Origin of the sequence: Clostridium senegalense JC122, from assembly GCF_000285575.1 — a bacterium.
Lineage (GTDB): Bacteria > Bacillota > Clostridia > Clostridiales > Clostridiaceae > Clostridium_J > Clostridium_J senegalense.
Genome location: NZ_HE611052.1, coordinates 176,686 through 196,223, shown reverse-complemented (window position 1 = coordinate 196,223; position 19,538 = coordinate 176,686). Strand labels below are relative to the sequence as shown.

Genomic DNA, 19,538 nt, shown 5'->3' with positions numbered 1-19,538 from the left:
GATATGAATGGCATTGGATTCGAGTAGAACTATACATGGTTCTAAAGGCAAAGTACTTATAGATGGAGTATGGCAAACAAATTTAACGGAAACAACCGCTGAAGTTGAATTGGATAAAAAAGAACTTAATTTAGTTGGAGATGAGTGGACAAGATATAAACAAGGAAATAAAAAAGGTACTGGTTCAATGAATGGTTATAAAGTAACTAGTGACATGATAAAAAGAGGTTTTAAAAGATTTGAAATAATATCATGTCTTGAAGATCCAGAGGCTTATGGTTATGAGAGAATACGTTTGAAAAATTGTATGGCAGATAAGTTGCAACTTATTAACTTAAAGGCGAATGAGCTTGTAGAGGAGGAAACTCCGTTCACTTTTGAAGGTTATGAATTTTTAGATGAAATAGTAGCAGAATAATAAATTTAAGGAGGAATTATTAATGGAAAATTTAACACAAAAACAGGTAGAAGAAATGGAATTAGCACAAATGGAAGAAGAGGAAATAATAAATAAACTTATGGGGGCTACAGAGATTCCAACTGGAACATATATAATAGAAAGGGTAGGTATTCCTGTTACTCTTAAAGGATTGAGTGAAAAAGAAATAAATAGAATTAGAAAGGAATGCACATATACAGTTAAAGAAAGAGGAGGAAAAAGACGTAAAGAATTAGATAGTGAAGAGTTTAATGCAGCACTTATAGAATCTGCTACAGTTAAGCCTAATTGGAATAATGAAAAACTTTTAGAAGGATTAAAAGCAAGTGATGGAAGACAGGTTATAAAGAAAAAGTTTTTAGCTGGTGAAACATCTAATCTTGCAGATAAGGTTTTAGAATTAAGTGGGTTTGATGATGAATTAGAGGATGTAGAAAAGATAAAAAACTAGTAGGTCGTGGCGGAAGAATAACAGCTTTGTACAATATGTATACAAAGCATAATATTTGTCCTCACGACTTTTATAATGTTCAAATTAATGATATGGCGAGAAGAATTCTTCTCGCTTTTACTGATTATGAAATTAAACAAGAAATGAAAGCTCATGAAAAGGCCAGGAGGTGATGTAACTGGCTAAAAAAGAAGTATATAGCATTGGGATTAATGTTAATGTTAATGGAGATTCTGAATCTAAAAATAAACTTTCAGCTATGGAAAAGTATACAGAAAAAACTGAAAAAAGGATGAGGAAACTAGATAAAATTACTGCTAGTCCTAGTGCCAAAATAAATGATAAAATATCAGCACCTTTAGATAAAGTTGAATCTAGAATGAATAGGTTTAAGGATAGGGTTTTTGTTAGTACAGTAAAATTGGAAGATAGGGTATCATCACCTGTTTCTAAAGTTCAAGCTAAAACAGATAAATTTGATAAAACTGAATCTACTGCAAAGTTAAAGGTTAAAGATGAAGCAAGTGGAACGGTAGAAAAAGTACAATCTAAATTTAGTAATTTTTCAAAGTTTGCATTAAAGAAAATAGCAGCTATAGTTACTGCAGGGGCAATTGCACTTGGAGGACTTGGCATAGGATCATCGGTTAAAACATTTGCAAATTTTGAACAAGGATTATCTAATGTTAAGGCAGTTACACAAGCTACTGATATAGAAATGAAGGTATTAAAAGATACAGCTAAAGAGTTAGGTGCTGCTACAGCATGGTCGGCAGTAGAAGTAACACAGGCAGAAGAGTTGCTAGGTCAAGCAGGGTTTAGTGTTAAGGAAACAACATCAGCATTGCCAGGATTACTTTCTTTAGCAAGTGCAGGAGGTTTAGATTTAGCTACTGCAACTGATATAGCAAGTGGTACTTTGAGAGCGTTTAATATAGATGCATCACAAACATCACATGTTGCAGATGTACTGGCATTAAGTGCAAGTGCTACAAACTCAGATGTTACAGATTTAGGGGAAACTATGAAATATGCAGCCCCAGTAGCGCAGGCTTTAGGAATTTCATTTGAAGATACAGCTTCTGCAGCTGGATTACTTTCAAATGCAAATATAAAAGGAAGTCAAGCAGGTACAATATTAAGACAGGCAATGGCAAGACTTGCAAGTCCAACTAAAGAAGCAGCAGGTGCTATGGATGAATATGGCATTAATGCATTTGACGCACAAGGAAATATGAAGCCATTAAGTGATGTTATAGATAATTTAAATAGTTCACTTGGAGAGTTAACAAGCCAAGAGAGAGCAGATGTTATAAGTACAATATTCGGTACAGAGTCTATGTCGGGTGTGTTGGCTTTAATGAATCAAGGTGGACAAAGCTTAGGAGATCTAAGTAGGAAACTCAAAGAAACAAAGGGTGCTGCAGATGAAATGGCAGAAACTAAACTTGATAATTTAGCAGGACAATGTATTATTCTTCAAAGCGCAGTGGAGGGTATGAAAATAGAACTAGGTGAAAGATTAGCACCATATGCTAAAGAATTTGTTACATGGTTTACTGCTAAAATACCGGATATAACTACTGGAATAATGAAAATTGTAGATAAAACTTTTGAACTTGCTCATAAGTTTAATGAGTTATCTCCTTCAGCTAAAAAATCAATAGGAGTATTAGCAGGAGGAACCCTAGTTATAGGACCACTAAGTAAAGGCATTAACACACTTGTTACTGGATTGAGTGGATTTGTAAAGGTAGGTAAGGGAATTGGAACTACTTTAGGAATATTTAAAACTACAGGAGCAGTAGCTGGTAACGTAACTAAAGTTGCAACTGCTACTAATGTTGCTAGTAAGGCTATGGGCGGATTAGGATTAAGTGCTAAAGCTTCATCATTTCTTTTAAGTCCTTGGACAATAGGTATAGCTGCGGCAGGAGTTGGAGCTTATAAATTATATAAACATTTATCTAAGGATGCATTACCTGCTATAGAAGAATTTGGCGAGGGATTATCTAAGTCTACCGCTGAAGGAATGAATGCATATAGAAAATTAGATGTAGAGTTAGGAGCAAGTCTAATGAATATTAAAATAAAGAGTGAAAAAATAACAGAAGAAACTGCCACAGCTATAACAGGAAAATTCGCAGAAATGGGAAATACTATACATCAAACAATTTCTCAAAAATATTCAGATACTTATAAAACAATGGAAGAATTTTTTGCAATGTCAGGGGCATTTACTGATGAAAAAAGCAATGAAATTCTTAATAGAGTAAATGAGAAACAAGCATTTGAAGAAGAAATATTACAACAAGGACTTCAAAGAATAAATGAGATTTATAGAAATGCAGCTGCAGAACATAGAGAAATAACTTCTCAAGAGCAAATTGAAGTAAATAATATAAGACAAAATATGATGAATCAAATGGTAGAAAATATTTCTCAAACATCTGCTGAACAACAAAAAATATTAGGACAATTAGCATATGAAACAACAGCACTAACTGCAGAGCAGGCCGCAAAGGTAGTTGAAGATAGTAAAAAAGCAATGGATGAGGCAATAAATGCAGCAACTGAACAAGCAGATAAAGTTATTGAAAGTGCAAGGTATCAAAGAGATGTGTTAGGCACATTAAAACCAGAAGAAGCTCAAACGATAATTTCAGCTGCAGAAAGTCAGAAAGAGTATGCTATAAATGCAGCACAAGGTATGCATGAGGAAGTAGTAATGCATGCACAAGAACAAGCACAAGATCATGTTCATGAGGTTGATTGGGAAACAGGTCAAGTTCGAGATAAATTTGATGCTATGATGGAAAAAATAAGAGAATTTATAGCTATGGATATACCTGAGAAAAAAATTGTTATAAAAGAGGTATTTGAAAGAGTAACTAATAATATAAATGAATCATATAAGGAAAATCATAATTTTCCAGGGCCTAGTCCAGCACAGGTTATAAGTGCAGGTCCTAAATTTAGAGGTGGAAAAGCAAATGGAATAGGCAATACTTCTCCTGGTAATTATGAAGTAGCAGAAAAGGGATTTGAAATCGTTGTAGGAAAACAAACAAGATTATTTAAAGGTGGAGAAAGAATTTTGAATAATAAAGAATCAAGAAAGTTTTTACAGCAGGATTTTTCTTCCACAGAAACTCAAGAAAACACTGAAAAACCTAAAATGAATTTTAGCGTAGCTAAGCCTCAACTTATTGCGGCAGGTGGAAATAATAGTGTTAATGTAGAGGTAGAAAATAATTTTCAAAATAATTATGACATTGATAGTATAGTTAAGGAAGCAACAACACAATTTGCATATAAATTAAAGCAAGCATTATCAAATATAAAGAAGTAATGAAAGTTACTTCTTTATATGTTAAAATATTCTTGTTAAACAGTTTTAAGGGGAGAGAATTATGAAAAAGAATAAAACAATTATTATGTTATCAGTAATTATATGTACACTATTTTTATTAGTGGGATGTAAACCTAGTGGCAATCCTAAGGATGTTCTAAATGATTACTATACAGATATAAAAGAAGGAAATGCAGAAAAAGCTTACGGAAAATTGTCACAAAAAAGTAAGGATAATTTTAAAAAGGAAGACTTTATAAAGTGGGTGGAAGTTGGAAATGAATCTTCAACGTTAAATAATGTTGAAATAGAAGAAAATAAAAATTTTAATAAAAAATCTGTAGATGATATAGAATTTAAAAATATATATGAGTTTAATGTAAAAGAAAACATAAACGACTTACTTGAAGATAAGGAAAAAGTTATAGAATCTATAAGGTATGTAGTAAATGAAAATAATGAATGGAAAATATATCGTGGTGAGGAAACTGGAAAACAAAATATTAGTAAAGAATTAGCTGTATTAGCTTCAATGTATTCAGATGGCAAAGGTGGAAAAGAAAAAGATTTAAATAAGGCAGTTTCTTTATTTAATGAGGCCTTGGAAAATGATCCAGGGTATAAAGAAGTATATTATTCATTATCATATTCCTATTTCATGTTAGGTAGATATGATGAAGCGACAAAAGCCATAGATACCTATTTGGGAAAAGAAGAAACAAAAGAGGGTAAATCACTTGGTTATAATATGTTAGGATTAATTTATGAAAATACAAATAGGATTGAAAAAGCCAAGGAATATTATAAACAGGCAGTTAAATTTGATGATAAGAATGAATATGCTAAGACAAATTTAGCAAAATTTGAATAGTAATTAAAAGAATCGCTTATGCGGTTCTTTTTTAGTTATAAAGGAGTGATGGGTATAGATATATATTTAAAAAAGGATAATGATACTTTTCATTTTCCTGTTAATCCGTTAGAAAAAATCTGTATTCAAAGTGAAAAAAAGTACTTAACAGTAGAAATTTTGGACTTTGGAGAAGTTGATATCCCTGATAAGGGTAAAAAAATAACAGAATTAAGCTTTGATACATTTTTCCCAGAAAAATACGATGAATCTTTTTGCAGATATATAGATATCCCTACACCTGATGAAGCTATAGAGCTTTTACAGAAATGGAAAAACTCTATAGCTTCATCAAGATTGATAATAACTGACTTAAATTTTAATGAATTAGTAAATATAAATTCATTAACAGTTGAAGATAGAGCGGGAGAAATAGGTGATAAATATATTAGTATTTCTTTTAGAACTCATAGAGATATAAAAATCGAAACACTAAATACTCAATCTAGTAGTTCTAGTTCTCTTAAAAACAATAGATCTACTCAATCAGGAAAGTTTAATCGCAATGATATAGTTAGAGTTACTGCAGATGTACTTAATGTTAGAAATGGTCCGGGTACAAATAACGGAATTATAGGTTCTGTTTCTAATGGAACTAAATTAAAAGTTTGGAGAGCACAAGGTAACTGGTTAGATGTATTCTATGGTAACCATGGCGGTTGGATTTGCTCCGACTATGTTACAAAATAAGAGGGTTTAGTTATGGAATTAATATTAAGGAATAAATATAAAATTACATTAACTGCAGAGAGTGGAACACTTAAAGAAAGTATAGATGGTATAGCTTATACATTAAATCTATCTTTAATAAATACAAAGGAATTTGAAAGCATGGGTGTTTCTAAAGGACAGAGTATAGAGCTATATGATTATGCTTTTAATACTAAGAATAAAGTTAAAATATTTAGTGGTATAGTTTGGGATGTAAATAAGTCAAGAAAAACTAAAAAAATGAGTATAACATGTAAAGAAAGGACTGTTTACATAGAAGAATCCGAAGATGAATTTCTATGTTTAAATGGTCAAACTGCTACTCAGAGGGCTACATTATTGTGTAAAGAGTGGAATATTCCTATAGGTACTTTTGCTAATACTAAAGTTGGTTTATCTAAGGATAGAAGAAAAGAATCTATTTACGGTATGATGTGGAAGGACCTTAAAGAAACAGCTCAAAAGGGCGGTGGGTTATTTAAATTTAGGATGGAGACTAAATTAAATCTAATTAAATTAGGAAGTAATAGTATAGTTTATAGGTTAGATAGTATTTTAGATGATGTGCAACCTAAGAGCAGTTTAAGCGGTGCAGTAACGCAAGTTAAAGCTTTAGGCAAAAATGATAAGGATGATACTAAGTCCCCCATTATAGGAATATTTAAAAAGAACACAGAGGCTTATGGGGCAATACAAAAAATTGTACAAGATGATAAGGTTCAAAACTATGCTAACGCGCAAAACAAAGCAAATTCTTTATTTTCAGGAGGAGAAAATAGTATAGATGTAAGTTGTGTACAAGATATAAATACTCTCAGAGCTGGAGATGTAGCTAGTTTATATGGTACCCGTTATTATGTTACAGATATTACACATACATTAGGTGGTAAAGGTAGTATGGATTTAACATTAATGGATTGGGAAGGAGTTAAAAAGAAATTCTATGGAAAATAATATATTTGAAGAGGTAGCAAGAGTTTTTGATTCTAAAACAAATAAATTTGTTAAGGATGCATTATATGGAATTGGACTTACTTTAGGAACATTAACAACAACAGGTTTGAAATTGGATAATTTTAAATATAAAATTAATGATTATTTAGTTTTAGACTATTTAGAATTAGAAAATGAATATACTACCCAATCAGCTGGAGAACACCCACATAGTCATACACTTAAAACCCCTTCTAATCTTAAGAAGCTGAAAGTAGGAGATAGAGTATTGGTTGCACAAGTAGGAAATGAATGTGTAATAGTTGGGAGAGTGAAAATGCATGCCTGATTTATTTCCAGATGGAAGTCTAGAAGAAGTTACTTTAAAAGAAGATACACCAATAGAACTAAAAAAAACATATGCTATTAATTTTGAAACTGGGGAGTTTATTAAAAATCCAGATGGTAGCATTAAGTTACTAAACGAGTTCGATAGCTATATACAATGGTGTCAGAAAGCTTTAATGACAGCAAGATATAAGTATGCAGCATATTCAAGTTTATATGGTAAAGATATTATAGGTTCTAGCTTGGATAAGAAAGCGGTTGAGCTTGAGATTAAGAGAGTTACACGAGAAGCTTTAATGGTTCATCCATTTACTCAAGATGTAAGCTCTTTTTCTTTTGATTGGAGAAATGGCGAAGTTTATTACACATATGAAGTTACAACTTTAGATGGACAAAGCAAAGAGCTTACAAATACTGAAAAAGTGGGGTGATTAAATGGAAATAAGTATTCCGGATATTTTAAAAGAAACTACAGAAGATATTCACGCTAGAATGCTTAGTAAAGCACCTAAAAATATAAATATACTAGAAGGGGATGTATTTTGGGACGCAACTAGACCGAGTGCTGAAGAGATATCTAGACTAAAAAATATAGATATGCAAAGCGTTTTTAAAATGGCATTTCCTCAAAGTGCAACAGGGAAACACCTTGAATATATAGGAGAATATAGAGGAATATTTAAAAATCCTCCTACTAAATCAATGGGTTATATAAAATTCAAAGGAAATCCTAATACTTTTATTCCTAATAAGTCTATAATTTCAACTATTTCGGATGATGTAAAAGAATCTATTGAGTTTGAAACAATAGAATCAGCCCAAGTAAATGAAACAGGAGAAGTAGTTGTTAAAATAAGGTGTTTAATACCTGGTATTATAGGTAATGTTAAAGCACATACAATAACCATTTTAGTAAGTCAAATAAACGGCATAAAAGAGGTAATAAATGAAGATGATCTTATAGGTGGAACAGACATTGAAGATGAAGAACATTTTAGACAGAGAATTATGGAAGCTGAGCAAAATGACTTTTTAAGTGGTTCAGATAGTGACTATGAACGTTGGGCAAAGGAAGTAGATGGAGTTGGCCAAGCGTATGTTATAGAAGAATGTAATGGTCCAGGTACCGTTAAGCTTTTAATTTTAGATAAAAATTATCAAATAGCTAATGAAGATTTATTAAAAAGAGTTAAGGAATATATTTATCCGGATAAAAGAGAAGGGGAGAATAGAAGGGGTAAAGCTCCTGTAGGTGCTAAAGTTACTATAAGTACACCAAGTATTTTAAAAATTAATGTCCAAGCAAGCTTTAAATTTAGCAACAATTATAGTACAGAAATAATATTAAACGATATAAAAAATAAAATTGCTAATTATTTAAAGAAAATAAAAATTAATGGGGTAGTTAATTATAATGCCATTTATTCAATTGTAGGCTCTTATATACTTACAAATGAAGGCATAGAGGATTTTACAGAATTAAAAATAAATGATGAAGTTAGTAATATAACATTAGTGGACCAAGTAGCTGTTATAGGGGATGTTATTAATGTTTAAATCAATTAAAGCACAAGAAATGTACTCAAGTGTATCACCAGTGTATGAGAATAATAAATTAATGAAAAAAATCTATGAATTAATAGGTGTGGAACTTGATACAAGTATAGATATGACAGATGAAATTTTAAAACAATTCTTTCCACAAACTGCTACGTGGGGACTTACTATATGGGAAAAAAGATTGAATATACCAAGTAATATAAATGAAAATATAGATATAAGAAGGGCTAAAGTAATTTCAAGGTTACAGAGTAAGAATAAAATAATAAATCCTCAACAGATGGCTACTGTAATTTCAAATTACACTAAAGCTAAAATAGATATTATAGAAGATGTAGCACCTTATGTATTTGAAATAGATCTAGTTAGTAATAATGGTTTTCCTATAGATTTAAAAGAACTATATAAAGAAATAATTAGAATAAAACCTTCTCATTTGGGAGTTAGATATAAACTTACATCAATAAATCAAAATAAAGTTTTTGTAGCTTCTTCAATTATTAATGGGGAAGAGGTTACAGTATATCCGTGGTCACCAAGAGAAATAGAATCAAGGGGAAAACTAAATATATCATTAGGACACAATTCAGGAGTAGAAGATATAGTTATATATCCTAGAAAGGAGAGATAATATGGCTCAACAATTTTACACGCTTTTAACAAACATAGGAAAAGCTAAACTAGCAAATGCAAATGTGTTTGGTAAGAAAATAAATCTTACAACATTAGTTGTAGGTGATGGAAATGGAAACTATTATAATCCTACAGAGGATCAAGAACATCTAACAAATGAGGTTTGGAGAGGAAATATTCAATTAATAACTGTAGATGAACAAAATCCTAATTGGATTAAAATAGAAACAGTTATTCCTAGTAATGTTGGTGGTTTTACTATTAGAGAAGTAGGAGGGCTAGATGATGAAGGTAATTTAATACTAATAGCTAAGTACCCTGAAACATATAAGCCAATAATAGATGATGGAGCAACAAAAGAATTAAGAATTAAAATAATATTAGAAGTTAGTAATACTGAAAATGTAACTTTAAAAGTAAATCCTAATGTTATTACTGCTACAAAAGAGGATATAGAAAATCTAAAAAATAAAATAAATAATTTAGATGGAAAGGCAGTTACATTACGTTCTTATTCTAAATTAGAAAAAGATACAAAAATAATACCCATAGGTATACAAGAATTTAATCCATTTAATGAAGATGATTTAGAAGTCCATATGAATGGTAGGTTGTTAACTAAAGATGTTAACTATAAAATAGCGTCATCTGATACGGAAATAGAAAATATAGATGAAGAAATTTTATGGCAAACAGGTGATGAGTTTGATATTGCTTTACACAAAAATATTAAAAATAAAGTAGAGCATATAGATGTTGGCCTTATACCTGAAGGTAGTATAACTGAGGATAAACTCAATCCACAAATTGTAGAAAAGGTAAAAGAAGTTAGCGACAAACTTCCTAAAAGTGATTTTGATAATTTTAGAAAGGATTATGTTTCTAATAATGGATTTGCTAAGACAACAGGCACAAGTACCATATACAACGTTACGTTAAATCCTGCACCTACAAGTTATGTAGATGGATTAAATGTAACCATAATACCGCACGTTGATTGTGGAGATAATCCAAAGTTAAATGTAAATGGATTAGGAGTTACAACTATTCTTAAACAAGATGGAAGCGATATAAAAGCTGGAGAAATAAAAGCCAATAAACCCTTATCATTAGTGAGGGTAGGTAGCAATTTTTTTATGAAGAGTAGTATTGGGAAAACATTTTATAATGAGATAAAGAATTTACAAAGTGGTACAAAAGTTGAATTGATAAATATTAATCGAGAGTATGATGTTGTAACTGCTATTCCTTTAAATGTATATAAGGATGAAGAAACATATCATAAAGTCTTGACTTCTGAGACAGAGCTAAACTATAAGTATGAAAGTGGTGATGTTTATTGGTATCTAATTATTAATGGAACAAGGCAAAGTTTGATGAGCACGCGTACCTCTTCATACGCTTCGATACGTCCTGTATTTTTGTATATCGAAAGAAGTGGGACAAAAGCTAAATTGCGATTTTCATTTGCTGTGTACGATAAACCCGGAGTAGTTGGAGCTAGTGAGTATCTTGGATACTTTGAATATGAATTTAACTATACACCAAACACAATTGTAGCTATAGAGACTTCATGGTCAAATGCTATAATACCAAAGAACTATTTGAGAATAGTGGCATGGAAAAACAGTTAACAATTATGAATAGGAGGTGCAACCTTAATGCAAGTAGTCAAGTATGGTATAGATGATAATGTGCTTACGGTGGGTTTTAAAGAAGATAATTTTGTTGTATATTCTGTAATAAAATATGATAAAGCTTTATCTAAGAATCAATTGTTGCAACGAGCATATATGCAATGTAAAGATGCTATTGAATATGAAAGGACTTTAGAAGAACATTTAATTACAACAGAGGGAACAGGAGAAGAATTTATTCCTGAAATACCTATATGTAATAAAATTAATTTAAGTTTAGATAAAAAGCATATTGAATTTAAAGAAAATCAAGAGAGTGAAACAATAGAAATTAATGTAGTAGCTACGGATCAGTATGGTGATAATTTTTATAAAGAAAATAAATTAACAACTACGTATGGTTCTATAGAGAATAATATATTAACTATACCTAAAGTAGATGAAGATATTGAAATAACTGTACAAGCTGAATGTGAAGGGCTTACAACTAAAGAAAAAATACAGGTTTATTCTTATAAAGAATCCGTAGTAAAAGATGAACCTATAGATGAAGAAAAGATAGCTATGGCAGAGGCTATAATTGATTTAAATAGTGAAATAACAATGTTAAAACAAGAAATAAATAAAATGAAAGAGGGTAAATAACATGGAATTAAAAAAATATTTAATCGTATCTTATGGAATATTAGTTAAAGCAGGTAAATGGAACTTAGAAGCAATTGAAGGTGAAAATAAACCTATAGTACCTGAAGATTATGCTTTAGCAGTAGCAGAATATTTAGCTACAGAAGGTCAATCAATAGTTACAGCTTAAATAACTAATTTATAGACTTCCAAAGTCTTTTTTTATTGCAAAAAATGAGGTGATAAATAAAATGAAAAGAAAAAGTGAACTCTTACAGAAAGAAAAAAGTTTTGATGATAAAATAAAACAAAGCATAATTATTAAAAAAAATATTTTAATAGAATCATCAAAATGGGTAACGTCTTCTTATTCAACTGCTTTCCCTTATGAGTTTAAATATACAATGAGTACTCCGAATCAAATTAATTCAAATTCAGTTGTTGATGTAAATGTGGATTTAGGATATTTAACACAAGCCTCACCTTTAGCACCTTCGACACTTAGTAGAGATGATAATTATTTTCTTATGTTTGCTAAGGAAATACCACAAAATTTTTATGTCACTATTAAAATAATAAATGAGGTGATATAAATGGCAATAGGTAGAGTTAATGTTGATACTTCTAATATTTATACTAGGAAAACAGAAGATAGAATATTTTGGGGCAAAAATAATGTTAATATATTAAAAATCGAAAAACCGTTTCAAAGTGTAACTATATATCCTTATGCCCAAAGTTCTATAAGAGATAGAATATTTGAATTTAGTTATCCTAATACTAGTAGAGATACAAACCAAATATTTATTGCGATAAATGGCATAGAGATATTTAGCTATTATGATAGAAATAATTCTACGGAGTTATATATAAATCCTTTAAATATAATAGCGAGTAAAATTAGTGATACATCTATGATTATAACTGTAGTGTATGAAAAAAGAGACCAAAACATAACAGAATCTATATTTAGAAAAAATTTCGTGACTTCATATTCTGATTTAGTTATTACAGGAGGAATAAAAGATGGAGGCACAGATGATTTAAGGACAAGATTAGAATATGAATGTTATACAATAAAATAAACAAGGTAAAATGGAAAAAAACATATATCTTAAAACAATTTTAGAAATTATATTTATATAGGTTTTTCTAAATTTTACAATACAAAAATAAAATGGTGCAGATATTTACAACGGACAATAATAAAAATAGGAAGTGATAACTTGCAAATATAAAACTAATAACATTTTTACAATAAATTAAATATTAATTAAGGCAAAATAGGGACTAAAGATTTAGTCTTTTTATTTTGTCTATTTTTATATAACAAAAGATAAGATGAAATAAATTATAAAGCAATAGAGTAGGAGAATGTAGTTTTTTTATTTGAATGATTATAGAAAACACAAAAATACATTTTTATAATTTGAAAAAATAAAATATTATAATTTTATAGAATTATTGAAAAATAAACAATATTAAATAAAATTATAATATAACAAGAATAAAATACAAAAAAATACATATTTTATTTAATTGAACTATAAAAAATGTAATATATATTAAAAAAGTATAAAATTTGACAAATGTTACAGATATAATTATAATTTAATCATAATAAAATGAAAAACAAATTTGAAATAGGGGGATACTTATGTTTAAAAAAGTAATTAGTGTGTTATTATCATTATGTATAATATCACCTGGAGCAACTGCATTTGCGGCTGAAACTCAAGAAAGTGTAAAGAAAGATAGTTCAACAATTTATTGGGAGGAAAGGTTTCCAACAATTAAGGAACAACTAGATAATGGAGAGTTAAAAGAACTAGTTGGAAATGATGAAATGTATATTAAATATACACCCAAAAATGATAATATTAATATGCGTTTAGCTACTGAATCAGATTTTACATCTGAAGCTTTTACTAAAGAAGAGTATATTAAAGAGAGACAAAAAGAAAGTATAACAACAAGAGATATTGGACCATTTGAGCCTAATGAAAGTTGTAGTTGGCTTAGATTAGATTTACAGGTCTATTCAACTGCTATATATGGAGAATATCAAGCTTGTAGCTTTTGGGAATGGCAAACAAATCCTATATTCAGAATTAATGATTTAAATGGAATATATGTATCATCAGAAATGTTAATAGCAAGGAGTCATGCAAATAATCCAATAATTTCTGAATTTAGATATAGAGAAACAAATTCAGGTGTTTGGTGTACTACTAAACTAGGAACATCTGTAAGTGAGTTTGGTAATGGAGTTGCAGCTACAGTTAAACTTCCGGGAGATTCTGAATTGTTTGCGCATGATTCATTTAGAGGAATGCTATGTGCACCAGTTGAATTTTCAAATACTGGTAGCATAAGAGGTAGAATATATACATCTTATGGACATTCCTATATAGCAATTGGTGATGAACCTTCATTTGATTCAGAGGGAAAACCAAGTTTTGGACTTACTAATGCTAGAGAAGAGCATAGTGGCTCAGTACATGTAAGTAGGTAATAAAATTTATGTTTAAAAAAATTATTATTTCATTAATACTATCAATAGTAGTTTTAATGACATTTATATATGGTTTAGGCACTATATTCGCAGGTAAGAATGGAGAAATAATTATATTAACATTGTCTATCCATTTTACAATAATATTATGTACATTAATCATATTGGAAAAGTTAAATAAAAAATAAGATAAGAAAAGATTAGAGTTTACACTTGTGGCTTTAATCTTTTCTTGTTTTATAGAACAATTTATTTTAAAGTTAATTATTTTGAATAATAATAAACAAATATTTTTTATAACTAATATTTATATAAAGGAAGGTGGAAAAGTGGAGTCTAATATACAACAAGAAATACTAGAAAGGATAGTAAGAATAGAGACGAAGATAGACGGATATAACAGTACAAGAGAAAAAGCAGATATAGCCTATAATAAGGCTTGTCAAAATGAAAAAGATATATCAGAAATGAAAGATAATCAAAAGTGGCTCTGGCGTACAATCGCTGGAGCTATTATTATTGTTTTAACATGTTGAGGGCGTGATAATGCCCGAAACTAAAAACCGCCCGCTATGCGGGTGAGATTAAGTTCTTAAGAAAGAGCATCATACTTTTGTTATAATAGTGATTGTTCAAGCCACTAAAATAACAGAAAGGATGATGCTCCATGGCACAAAGTTTAGCACATACAAAGTGGATGTGCAAGTATCATATAGTATTCACACCAAAATATAGAAGAAAAATAATATATTATAAGTTAAGAGAAGATATAAAGGAAATAATAAAAGATTTATGTAAATGGAAGGGCGTAGAAATATTAGAAGGACATATGATGCCAGATCATATACATATCTTAGTATCAATTCCACCAAAGATAAGTGTATCAAGTTTTATGGGATATCTTAAAGGGAAAAGTGCAATGATGATATTTGATAGACATTCAAGTTTAAAATATAAATTTGGAAATAGACACTTTTGGGCAGATGGCTATTATGTGAGTACTGTAGGTTTAAATGAAAAAACAATAGCAAAATATATAAGAGAACAAGAAAAGTATGATCAAATGATGGATAAGATTACAACAAAAGAATTAGAAAACCCTTTTAAGGGTATAGTTAAGTAATCAGTCCACAATGGCTTGAATGAAATGAAAGCTAACACCATTTAGGTGTTGGAAGTAATACGCCCTTATAGGGCTTGAGCAAGCCACCCGTTTTACGGGTGGTCATGACTTTAGGGATTTTAGGTGCAATAATAAAATTTAAATAGGGGGTTTTATTATGGATAGGATTTTAAGAAAAATAACTAGTGCTAGATGGATAATAGCTATAGTTATGACAATAGTGTTTAGCATTATGGCTGTCAGAAATACTTTAAATACAGAGTTTATAACTATATACACTATGGTTATAGCTTTTTATTTTTCTAAAGATAGAAAGGAAGTTGACAAGGAATGAAAATAGGAATTGATTGTGGACATACCCAATATAGAGGAAGTTATGATTATGGAGCAGTAGGGATAAGACCAGAAAGTGATTTAACTAGAGAAGTTGGTAATTTAGTAATATTAAAACTTAGACAGTTAGGTCATACAGTTATTAACTGTACAGTAGATACTTGTACATCTTTAAGTGATAGTTTAGGAAGAAGAGTATTAGTAGCAAATAATAATAATTTAGATTTTTATGTATCTATTCATTTTAACTGTTTTAATTCTCAAGCTCATGGAACAGAAGTGTTCACATATGGTAGAAAGAGTTATAAACAGGCAAATAACATATTAAATAATTTAGTTGCATTGGGGTTTACTAATCGTGGCATAAAAGATGGTTCAGGATTATATGTAATAGGAAATACAAACTGTGAAGCTATGTTAGTTGAGGTATGTTTTTGTGATAATCAATCAGATATGAATATCTATAATGCTGAAAAAGTAGCTAACGCAATAGTTTGTGGATTAACAGGTCAAACGGTTGAAAATAATCCAATAAAATCTCATAGAAATGTAGTTGTATATAATAATGATGTAGATAAAAGAGCAGCAGAATATTTAAATGATTGGTTGAATGTAAATAAACAAGATGCTATTTTAGTTCATAAGAAAGATTATAAAGTTGGGATAGGAAGAAGTGTTTATGCAGTTGGTGGTGGATTAGATGATATAAAGGCCAATGTATATTTAAAAGGTTCAGATAGATTTGATACATTAAAAAAGGTTATTAAAAGAATAGGTTTATGTTAAAATAAATATATATAAATAAATATATTGCACTCAAGGAAGGCAGTTCAGAAATAAATCTGAACTGCCTTATTTATTTTTAATAATTTCTTTAGAGTATTTAATAGTGTTTTTTATGTTATTTAATATAAGTTTTAATTCATTATTATTAAAATTATTATTTTGTAAATCAGTTAAAGTTTCTTTTAGAATTAGAATTTTTACATTGTAGATCTCTATCATACATTTACTAAATATATGATAACATATAATTATTTTAAATAAGTTTCTGAAAAGAAATAAAATAAATATTAGTATAATTTTTTATATTGGTTAATGTAGTTATGTTTTGAAATTAAACTATTTTCTTAAACTTTTATTGTATTGGAAACTAGTTCTTATTTTTTTCAATAAGAGCATAAGGGAAAATTTCATCCAATCTTATTATATGACTAGGCAAAGTATAGTGTTAACATGGATACAAAAAAATTCAAAGACACAAGTTTGACACACCTTTTTCACACATAAATCTACCCTTTGTTCAGGTTTGACATACTATTTTTTTACTCAGTTTTCTAGTACAATAATAGTATGTATGGTTTTAAAGGGGGATATGCTATGGGGAAAATGTTTAAAGCTAATTTAGAAACTAAAGTAAAGGAATTAGAAATGTTTTTAAAATAGCAAGAAATTAAAATAAACAGTTAAAAGCTCTTTATCTGTAATTATGAGAAAAGAAAGTTGAAAGAATATTATGGGTGAAAAAATATATTATGCAATATTAGACAAAATACAAAGTAGACAAACTAAGAAAAGAAAATAATTAAATTTATAGGGGGTATTAATATGAGAAGCTCTGCAGTAGAATTTTATTATAATGGTGATTCTTATTGGATGAATGTTGCGTTAAATGATAATTCAGGGTTCGCAATTCTAAGTCCATGTAAGTATGGTTCATTTATGCTGAATAAAGATTTTGAAAGTACTAGAGGTATTGCATGGAATTTTGAAAAAGATTTCAAAAAAATATTTATATTTATAGATAATGAATATGATAACATTATGCATTATAAAAAAATATATGAAACTAATAAAGAAGATAATGATCTTATTGAGTGGTTTAAAAAGACACCTATATATGGTATACAAAATTTAACTTTAAATTATTTTATGAAAAATATAATATAATAAAAATATTATATATAAACTTACTATAATGGTACTGATTATACAATATTCAATTTAGAATAAGTAGATTAATAAAAGCCTAAGTTTAAACGCATGGGCTTATTTTTTATTTTAATAAAAGAAAATAAAATTTAGAGTATTGAATAATATAGTACTGAGGTGATGTTACGGCGCTTAAAAATAAATTAAAAGAAATTTACATGAAAGAATATATGATGGAGCAAAAAGAGTTTGCTAAAATGCTTAAAATATCAAATACAACTTATTGTCAATGGGAAAGCGGTATATGTAACTCTAAACTAGAATTAGCTTTCACAATAGCTGAAAAATTAAATAAAAAAGCAGATGAAATATGGATTCTATATAATGTATTTTAAAAAATCTTTTAGAAGAGATAACATGTAAGTCATGTATTATCTCTTCTAATTGGTAAAAGCTTCAATATATATTTTAATTTATAAGATTTATTTAAGTAATATTTATATAATATCATCAATAGATATAATATATGCCCATTTTAAATTTTAATTATTACGGTAAAGATAGCATTATTAAATATATAGTATTTTAATGCTATCTTTTTTTGGAGTTTTTTATATTATGATGTGTTATATATGTTATTAAATTACATACTTTAAATTTTATATAGGTTAGCAACTTTAAAATGTAATATTTCATAATATTTAAAATATTATGAAATATTATTGATAATGCTTCTCAAATTAATATATAATATTATTATAAAAACTCTATCTACAATTATAGGAGGTTATCACTATGAAAAAACTTATTTGTACTGTATGTGGATATATTCATAAAGGGAAAGCATTATTGAAATTTTGTCCATTATGTAAATCAGCATCAGACAATTTTATAATGCAAGTTAGTGAAGGTATGGTATGGAGCGATGAACATGTAGTTGGGATTAGCAAAGACTCTAATATATTAATTTTAGAAAAGATACGGGCTAACTTTTTTTGTGAATGTATTAATATTGGTACATGTTTAGTAATGGGACATCAAGCTGATAAGGAAGGATATCCAGAAATTGCACATACTTATAAAAGGATAGCTTTTGAAAAGGCTGATTATGCTAGTAAATTTGCAGAACTTTTAGGAGAAGTGTTGATGGGTGACGTTAAAGAAAACTTGCAAACTAGTATTGATAAGGAGTATGGAACTTGTAACGGGAAGGACAATTTATTTATTTTATCTAAAAAAGTGGGCTTAGATGAAATATGTGAAGTTATTAGTAATATGTGTAGAGACGAAGCTAGACATGGGAAAGCTTTAGAAGGAATGTTTTATAGAAATTTTATGGAAGGTGCTATTATTTAAACAACATACAAAAGATTAAATAAGTTTATGATATTTACGAAAATAATAATATTTAAGTTGTATTAACTTAAATTTTGATAAATAATTCAGTATAAAAAGGCATACTAAGGATTTTAAATATAAAGATATTATTGATATATACTTAAACATCTAATTTTGTATATAATTATTAAAAGTAGTGCTAATTATATAATATATAAATTTAAAACCTTTGTGATAAATAAACTTTAGTAATATTATATATATATTAGGAATAAAGTTAATTATAATGAAATTTTACTAAATATATTTGTGTATTAAAAATAAGGGTATAAATAATTAAAATGAAAATATTTAGTAATATCTTTTTCCTAGCCACAAGATTATTATTAATATAATTTTATTTTGATGAAACATTAAAATTTATATCTATAAGCGATTAACTAAGAAAGTAGTATAAGATTATGATAATCTTATACTACTTTTTTACAATAATTAAAACATTCTAATTATACTTAATAGAGAACCTATAATAATTTTTAGAAATTTTAAATAAAGGTAGTTTTATAATATTATATGTAAAATTATTTTTGAGGTGATGGATAAATCTTATTTAAAAGTATAATAATATATATGTAAAGATTTAAAGCAACTATTGCTGAAAATTGACTTCTAGCGATACATGGAAAATAACTTCTTTAA

24 protein-coding genes are annotated in these 19,538 nt (G+C 28.4%); all 24 read left to right on the top strand.

All coding sequences use genetic code 11. The annotated features are described in order from the left end of the window. Positions 1-7: 7 nt before the first annotated feature. The 24 genes from CSGHG_RS12630 to CSGHG_RS12505 all read left to right on the top strand — a co-directional run bounded on the left by CSGHG_RS12630 (position 8) and on the right by CSGHG_RS12505 (position 18,857). A complete protein-coding gene (locus tag CSGHG_RS12630; RefSeq protein WP_010295878.1) occupies positions 8-418 on the top strand; it encodes a phage tail tube protein in 411 nt (136 codons plus the stop codon). A gap of 22 nt (positions 419-440) precedes the next feature. After that, on the top strand, positions 441-890 hold the full coding sequence (locus CSGHG_RS12625) for a phage tail assembly chaperone (RefSeq protein ID WP_010295876.1): 450 nt from the start codon (positions 441-443) through the stop codon (positions 888-890). 259 nt (positions 891-1,149) lie between these two features. Further along, positions 1,150-4,242: a phage tail tape measure protein gene (locus CSGHG_RS12615; RefSeq protein WP_010295870.1), complete on the top strand. Its 3,093-nt coding sequence runs from the start codon at positions 1,150-1,152 to the stop codon at positions 4,240-4,242. A 61-nt stretch (positions 4,243-4,303) separates the two neighbouring features. Beyond that, a complete protein-coding gene (locus CSGHG_RS12610; RefSeq protein WP_010295868.1) occupies positions 4,304-5,113 on the top strand; it encodes a tetratricopeptide repeat protein in 810 nt (269 codons plus the stop codon). Positions 5,114-5,161: 48 nt separating this feature from the next. Beyond that, positions 5,162-5,842: an SH3 domain-containing protein gene (locus CSGHG_RS12605; RefSeq protein ID WP_010295863.1), complete on the top strand. Its 681-nt coding sequence runs from the start codon at positions 5,162-5,164 to the stop codon at positions 5,840-5,842. A gap of 12 nt (positions 5,843-5,854) precedes the next feature. Continuing rightward, entirely contained in the window at positions 5,855-6,817 is a 963-nt protein-coding gene (locus CSGHG_RS12600; RefSeq protein WP_010295860.1) for an XkdQ/YqbQ family protein, read from the top strand. Then, a complete protein-coding gene (locus CSGHG_RS12595) occupies positions 6,807-7,145 on the top strand; it encodes a hypothetical protein (protein WP_010295856.1) in 339 nt (112 codons plus the stop codon). Before CSGHG_RS12600 ends, CSGHG_RS12595 begins: the two co-directional genes overlap by 11 nt. Continuing rightward, the gene (locus CSGHG_RS12590; protein ID WP_010295853.1) at positions 7,138-7,575 is read left to right on the top strand and encodes a DUF2634 domain-containing protein; all 438 of its coding nucleotides are present in this window, start codon (positions 7,138-7,140) and stop codon (positions 7,573-7,575) included. Before CSGHG_RS12595 ends, CSGHG_RS12590 begins: the two co-directional genes overlap by 8 nt. Before the next feature lie 4 nt (positions 7,576-7,579). Then, entirely contained in the window at positions 7,580-8,701 is a 1,122-nt protein-coding gene (locus CSGHG_RS12585) for a baseplate J/gp47 family protein (RefSeq protein WP_010295850.1), read from the top strand. Beyond that, on the top strand, positions 8,694-9,335 hold the full coding sequence (locus CSGHG_RS12580) for a YmfQ family protein (RefSeq protein WP_010295848.1): 642 nt from the start codon (positions 8,694-8,696) through the stop codon (positions 9,333-9,335). The genes CSGHG_RS12585 and CSGHG_RS12580 overlap by 8 nt, the downstream gene beginning before the upstream one ends. 1 nt (position 9,336) lies before the next feature. Next, entirely contained in the window at positions 9,337-10,971 is a 1,635-nt protein-coding gene (locus CSGHG_RS24315) for a phage tail protein (protein WP_010295845.1), read from the top strand. 27 nt (positions 10,972-10,998) lie between these two features. Then, positions 10,999-11,619 carry a hypothetical protein gene (locus tag CSGHG_RS12570; RefSeq protein WP_010295843.1) on the top strand — a complete coding sequence of 207 codons (621 nt, stop codon included), beginning with the start codon at positions 10,999-11,001 and terminating at the stop codon, positions 11,617-11,619. 1 nt (position 11,620) lies between these two features. Then, entirely contained in the window at positions 11,621-11,788 is a 168-nt protein-coding gene (locus tag CSGHG_RS23725) for a CD1375 family protein (protein WP_162829345.1), read from the top strand. A gap of 61 nt (positions 11,789-11,849) precedes the next feature. Next, positions 11,850-12,191: a hypothetical protein gene (locus CSGHG_RS12560; protein WP_010295841.1), complete on the top strand. Its 342-nt coding sequence runs from the start codon at positions 11,850-11,852 to the stop codon at positions 12,189-12,191. Beyond that, positions 12,192-12,683: a hypothetical protein gene (locus CSGHG_RS12555; protein ID WP_010295839.1), complete on the top strand. Its 492-nt coding sequence runs from the start codon at positions 12,192-12,194 to the stop codon at positions 12,681-12,683. 572 nt (positions 12,684-13,255) lie between these two features. Then, positions 13,256-14,113, top strand: a complete 858-nt coding sequence (locus CSGHG_RS12550; RefSeq protein WP_010295837.1) for a hypothetical protein — start codon at positions 13,256-13,258, stop codon at positions 14,111-14,113. Positions 14,114-14,121: 8 nt separating this feature from the next. Further along, complete coding sequence (locus tag CSGHG_RS12545) at positions 14,122-14,301, top strand: hypothetical protein (protein ID WP_026022343.1); 180 nt, start codon at positions 14,122-14,124, stop codon at positions 14,299-14,301. A gap of 141 nt (positions 14,302-14,442) precedes the next feature. Next, positions 14,443-14,649, top strand: coding sequence for a hemolysin XhlA family protein (locus tag CSGHG_RS12540; RefSeq protein ID WP_026022342.1), 207 nt, complete (start codon positions 14,443-14,445; stop codon positions 14,647-14,649). Between the two features lie 131 nt (positions 14,650-14,780). Then, positions 14,781-15,236 (top strand): IS200/IS605 family transposase, encoded by a 456-nt coding sequence (gene tnpA, locus CSGHG_RS12535; RefSeq protein ID WP_010295833.1) that lies wholly within the window; start codon positions 14,781-14,783, stop codon positions 15,234-15,236. A gap of 157 nt (positions 15,237-15,393) precedes the next feature. Further along, complete coding sequence (locus CSGHG_RS23720) at positions 15,394-15,570, top strand: hypothetical protein (RefSeq protein WP_010295830.1); 177 nt, start codon at positions 15,394-15,396, stop codon at positions 15,568-15,570. Beyond that, on the top strand, positions 15,567-16,355 hold the full coding sequence (locus tag CSGHG_RS20765) for an N-acetylmuramoyl-L-alanine amidase (protein WP_010295828.1): 789 nt from the start codon (positions 15,567-15,569) through the stop codon (positions 16,353-16,355). Before CSGHG_RS23720 ends, CSGHG_RS20765 begins: the two co-directional genes overlap by 4 nt. 822 nt (positions 16,356-17,177) lie before the next feature. Then, positions 17,178-17,519 carry a hypothetical protein gene (locus CSGHG_RS12515; protein ID WP_010295826.1) on the top strand — a complete coding sequence of 114 codons (342 nt, stop codon included), beginning with the start codon at positions 17,178-17,180 and terminating at the stop codon, positions 17,517-17,519. Between the two features lie 200 nt (positions 17,520-17,719). Continuing rightward, the gene (locus CSGHG_RS12510; RefSeq protein ID WP_010295824.1) at positions 17,720-17,896 is read left to right on the top strand and encodes a helix-turn-helix transcriptional regulator; all 177 of its coding nucleotides are present in this window, start codon (positions 17,720-17,722) and stop codon (positions 17,894-17,896) included. Between the two features lie 400 nt (positions 17,897-18,296). After that, entirely contained in the window at positions 18,297-18,857 is a 561-nt protein-coding gene (locus CSGHG_RS12505) for a rubredoxin-like domain-containing protein (protein WP_010295822.1), read from the top strand. Positions 18,858-19,538: the final 681 nt, after the last annotated feature.

What these genes read in the sequence shown, in the direction of transcription:
- CSGHG_RS12545 (WP_026022343.1), top strand. Translation starts at nt 14,122, where the DNA reads ATGTTTAAAAAAATTATTATTTCATTAATACTATCAATAGTAGTTTTA.
- CSGHG_RS12605 (WP_010295863.1), top strand. Translation starts at nt 5,162, where the DNA reads ATGGGTATAGATATATATTTAAAAAAGGATAATGATACTTTTCATTTT.
- CSGHG_RS12505 (WP_010295822.1), top strand. Translation starts at nt 18,297, where the DNA reads ATGAAAAAACTTATTTGTACTGTATGTGGATATATTCATAAAGGGAAA.
- CSGHG_RS12570 (WP_010295843.1), top strand. Translation starts at nt 10,999, where the DNA reads ATGCAAGTAGTCAAGTATGGTATAGATGATAATGTGCTTACGGTGGGT.
- CSGHG_RS12590 (WP_010295853.1), top strand. Translation starts at nt 7,138, where the DNA reads ATGCCTGATTTATTTCCAGATGGAAGTCTAGAAGAAGTTACTTTAAAA.
- CSGHG_RS24315 (WP_010295845.1), top strand. Translation starts at nt 9,337, where the DNA reads ATGGCTCAACAATTTTACACGCTTTTAACAAACATAGGAAAAGCTAAA.
- CSGHG_RS12610 (WP_010295868.1), top strand. Translation starts at nt 4,304, where the DNA reads ATGAAAAAGAATAAAACAATTATTATGTTATCAGTAATTATATGTACA.
- CSGHG_RS12555 (WP_010295839.1), top strand. Translation starts at nt 12,192, where the DNA reads ATGGCAATAGGTAGAGTTAATGTTGATACTTCTAATATTTATACTAGG.
- CSGHG_RS12615 (WP_010295870.1), top strand. Translation starts at nt 1,150, where the DNA reads ATGGAAAAGTATACAGAAAAAACTGAAAAAAGGATGAGGAAACTAGAT.
- CSGHG_RS20765 (WP_010295828.1), top strand. Translation starts at nt 15,567, where the DNA reads ATGAAAATAGGAATTGATTGTGGACATACCCAATATAGAGGAAGTTAT.
- CSGHG_RS12550 (WP_010295837.1), top strand. Translation starts at nt 13,256, where the DNA reads ATGTTTAAAAAAGTAATTAGTGTGTTATTATCATTATGTATAATATCA.
- CSGHG_RS12515 (WP_010295826.1), top strand. Translation starts at nt 17,178, where the DNA reads ATGAGAAGCTCTGCAGTAGAATTTTATTATAATGGTGATTCTTATTGG.
- tnpA (WP_010295833.1), top strand. Translation starts at nt 14,781, where the DNA reads ATGGCACAAAGTTTAGCACATACAAAGTGGATGTGCAAGTATCATATA.
- CSGHG_RS12630 (WP_010295878.1), top strand. Translation starts at nt 8, where the DNA reads ATGGCATTGGATTCGAGTAGAACTATACATGGTTCTAAAGGCAAAGTA.
- CSGHG_RS12600 (WP_010295860.1), top strand. Translation starts at nt 5,855, where the DNA reads ATGGAATTAATATTAAGGAATAAATATAAAATTACATTAACTGCAGAG.
- CSGHG_RS12585 (WP_010295850.1), top strand. Translation starts at nt 7,580, where the DNA reads ATGGAAATAAGTATTCCGGATATTTTAAAAGAAACTACAGAAGATATT.
- CSGHG_RS23725 (WP_162829345.1), top strand. Translation starts at nt 11,621, where the DNA reads ATGGAATTAAAAAAATATTTAATCGTATCTTATGGAATATTAGTTAAA.
- CSGHG_RS12510 (WP_010295824.1), top strand. Translation starts at nt 17,720, where the DNA reads ATGAAAGAATATATGATGGAGCAAAAAGAGTTTGCTAAAATGCTTAAA.
- CSGHG_RS12595 (WP_010295856.1), top strand. Translation starts at nt 6,807, where the DNA reads ATGGAAAATAATATATTTGAAGAGGTAGCAAGAGTTTTTGATTCTAAA.
- CSGHG_RS12580 (WP_010295848.1), top strand. Translation starts at nt 8,694, where the DNA reads ATGTTTAAATCAATTAAAGCACAAGAAATGTACTCAAGTGTATCACCA.
- CSGHG_RS12625 (WP_010295876.1), top strand. Translation starts at nt 441, where the DNA reads ATGGAAAATTTAACACAAAAACAGGTAGAAGAAATGGAATTAGCACAA.
- CSGHG_RS12560 (WP_010295841.1), top strand. Translation starts at nt 11,850, where the DNA reads ATGAAAAGAAAAAGTGAACTCTTACAGAAAGAAAAAAGTTTTGATGAT.
- CSGHG_RS23720 (WP_010295830.1), top strand. Translation starts at nt 15,394, where the DNA reads ATGGATAGGATTTTAAGAAAAATAACTAGTGCTAGATGGATAATAGCT.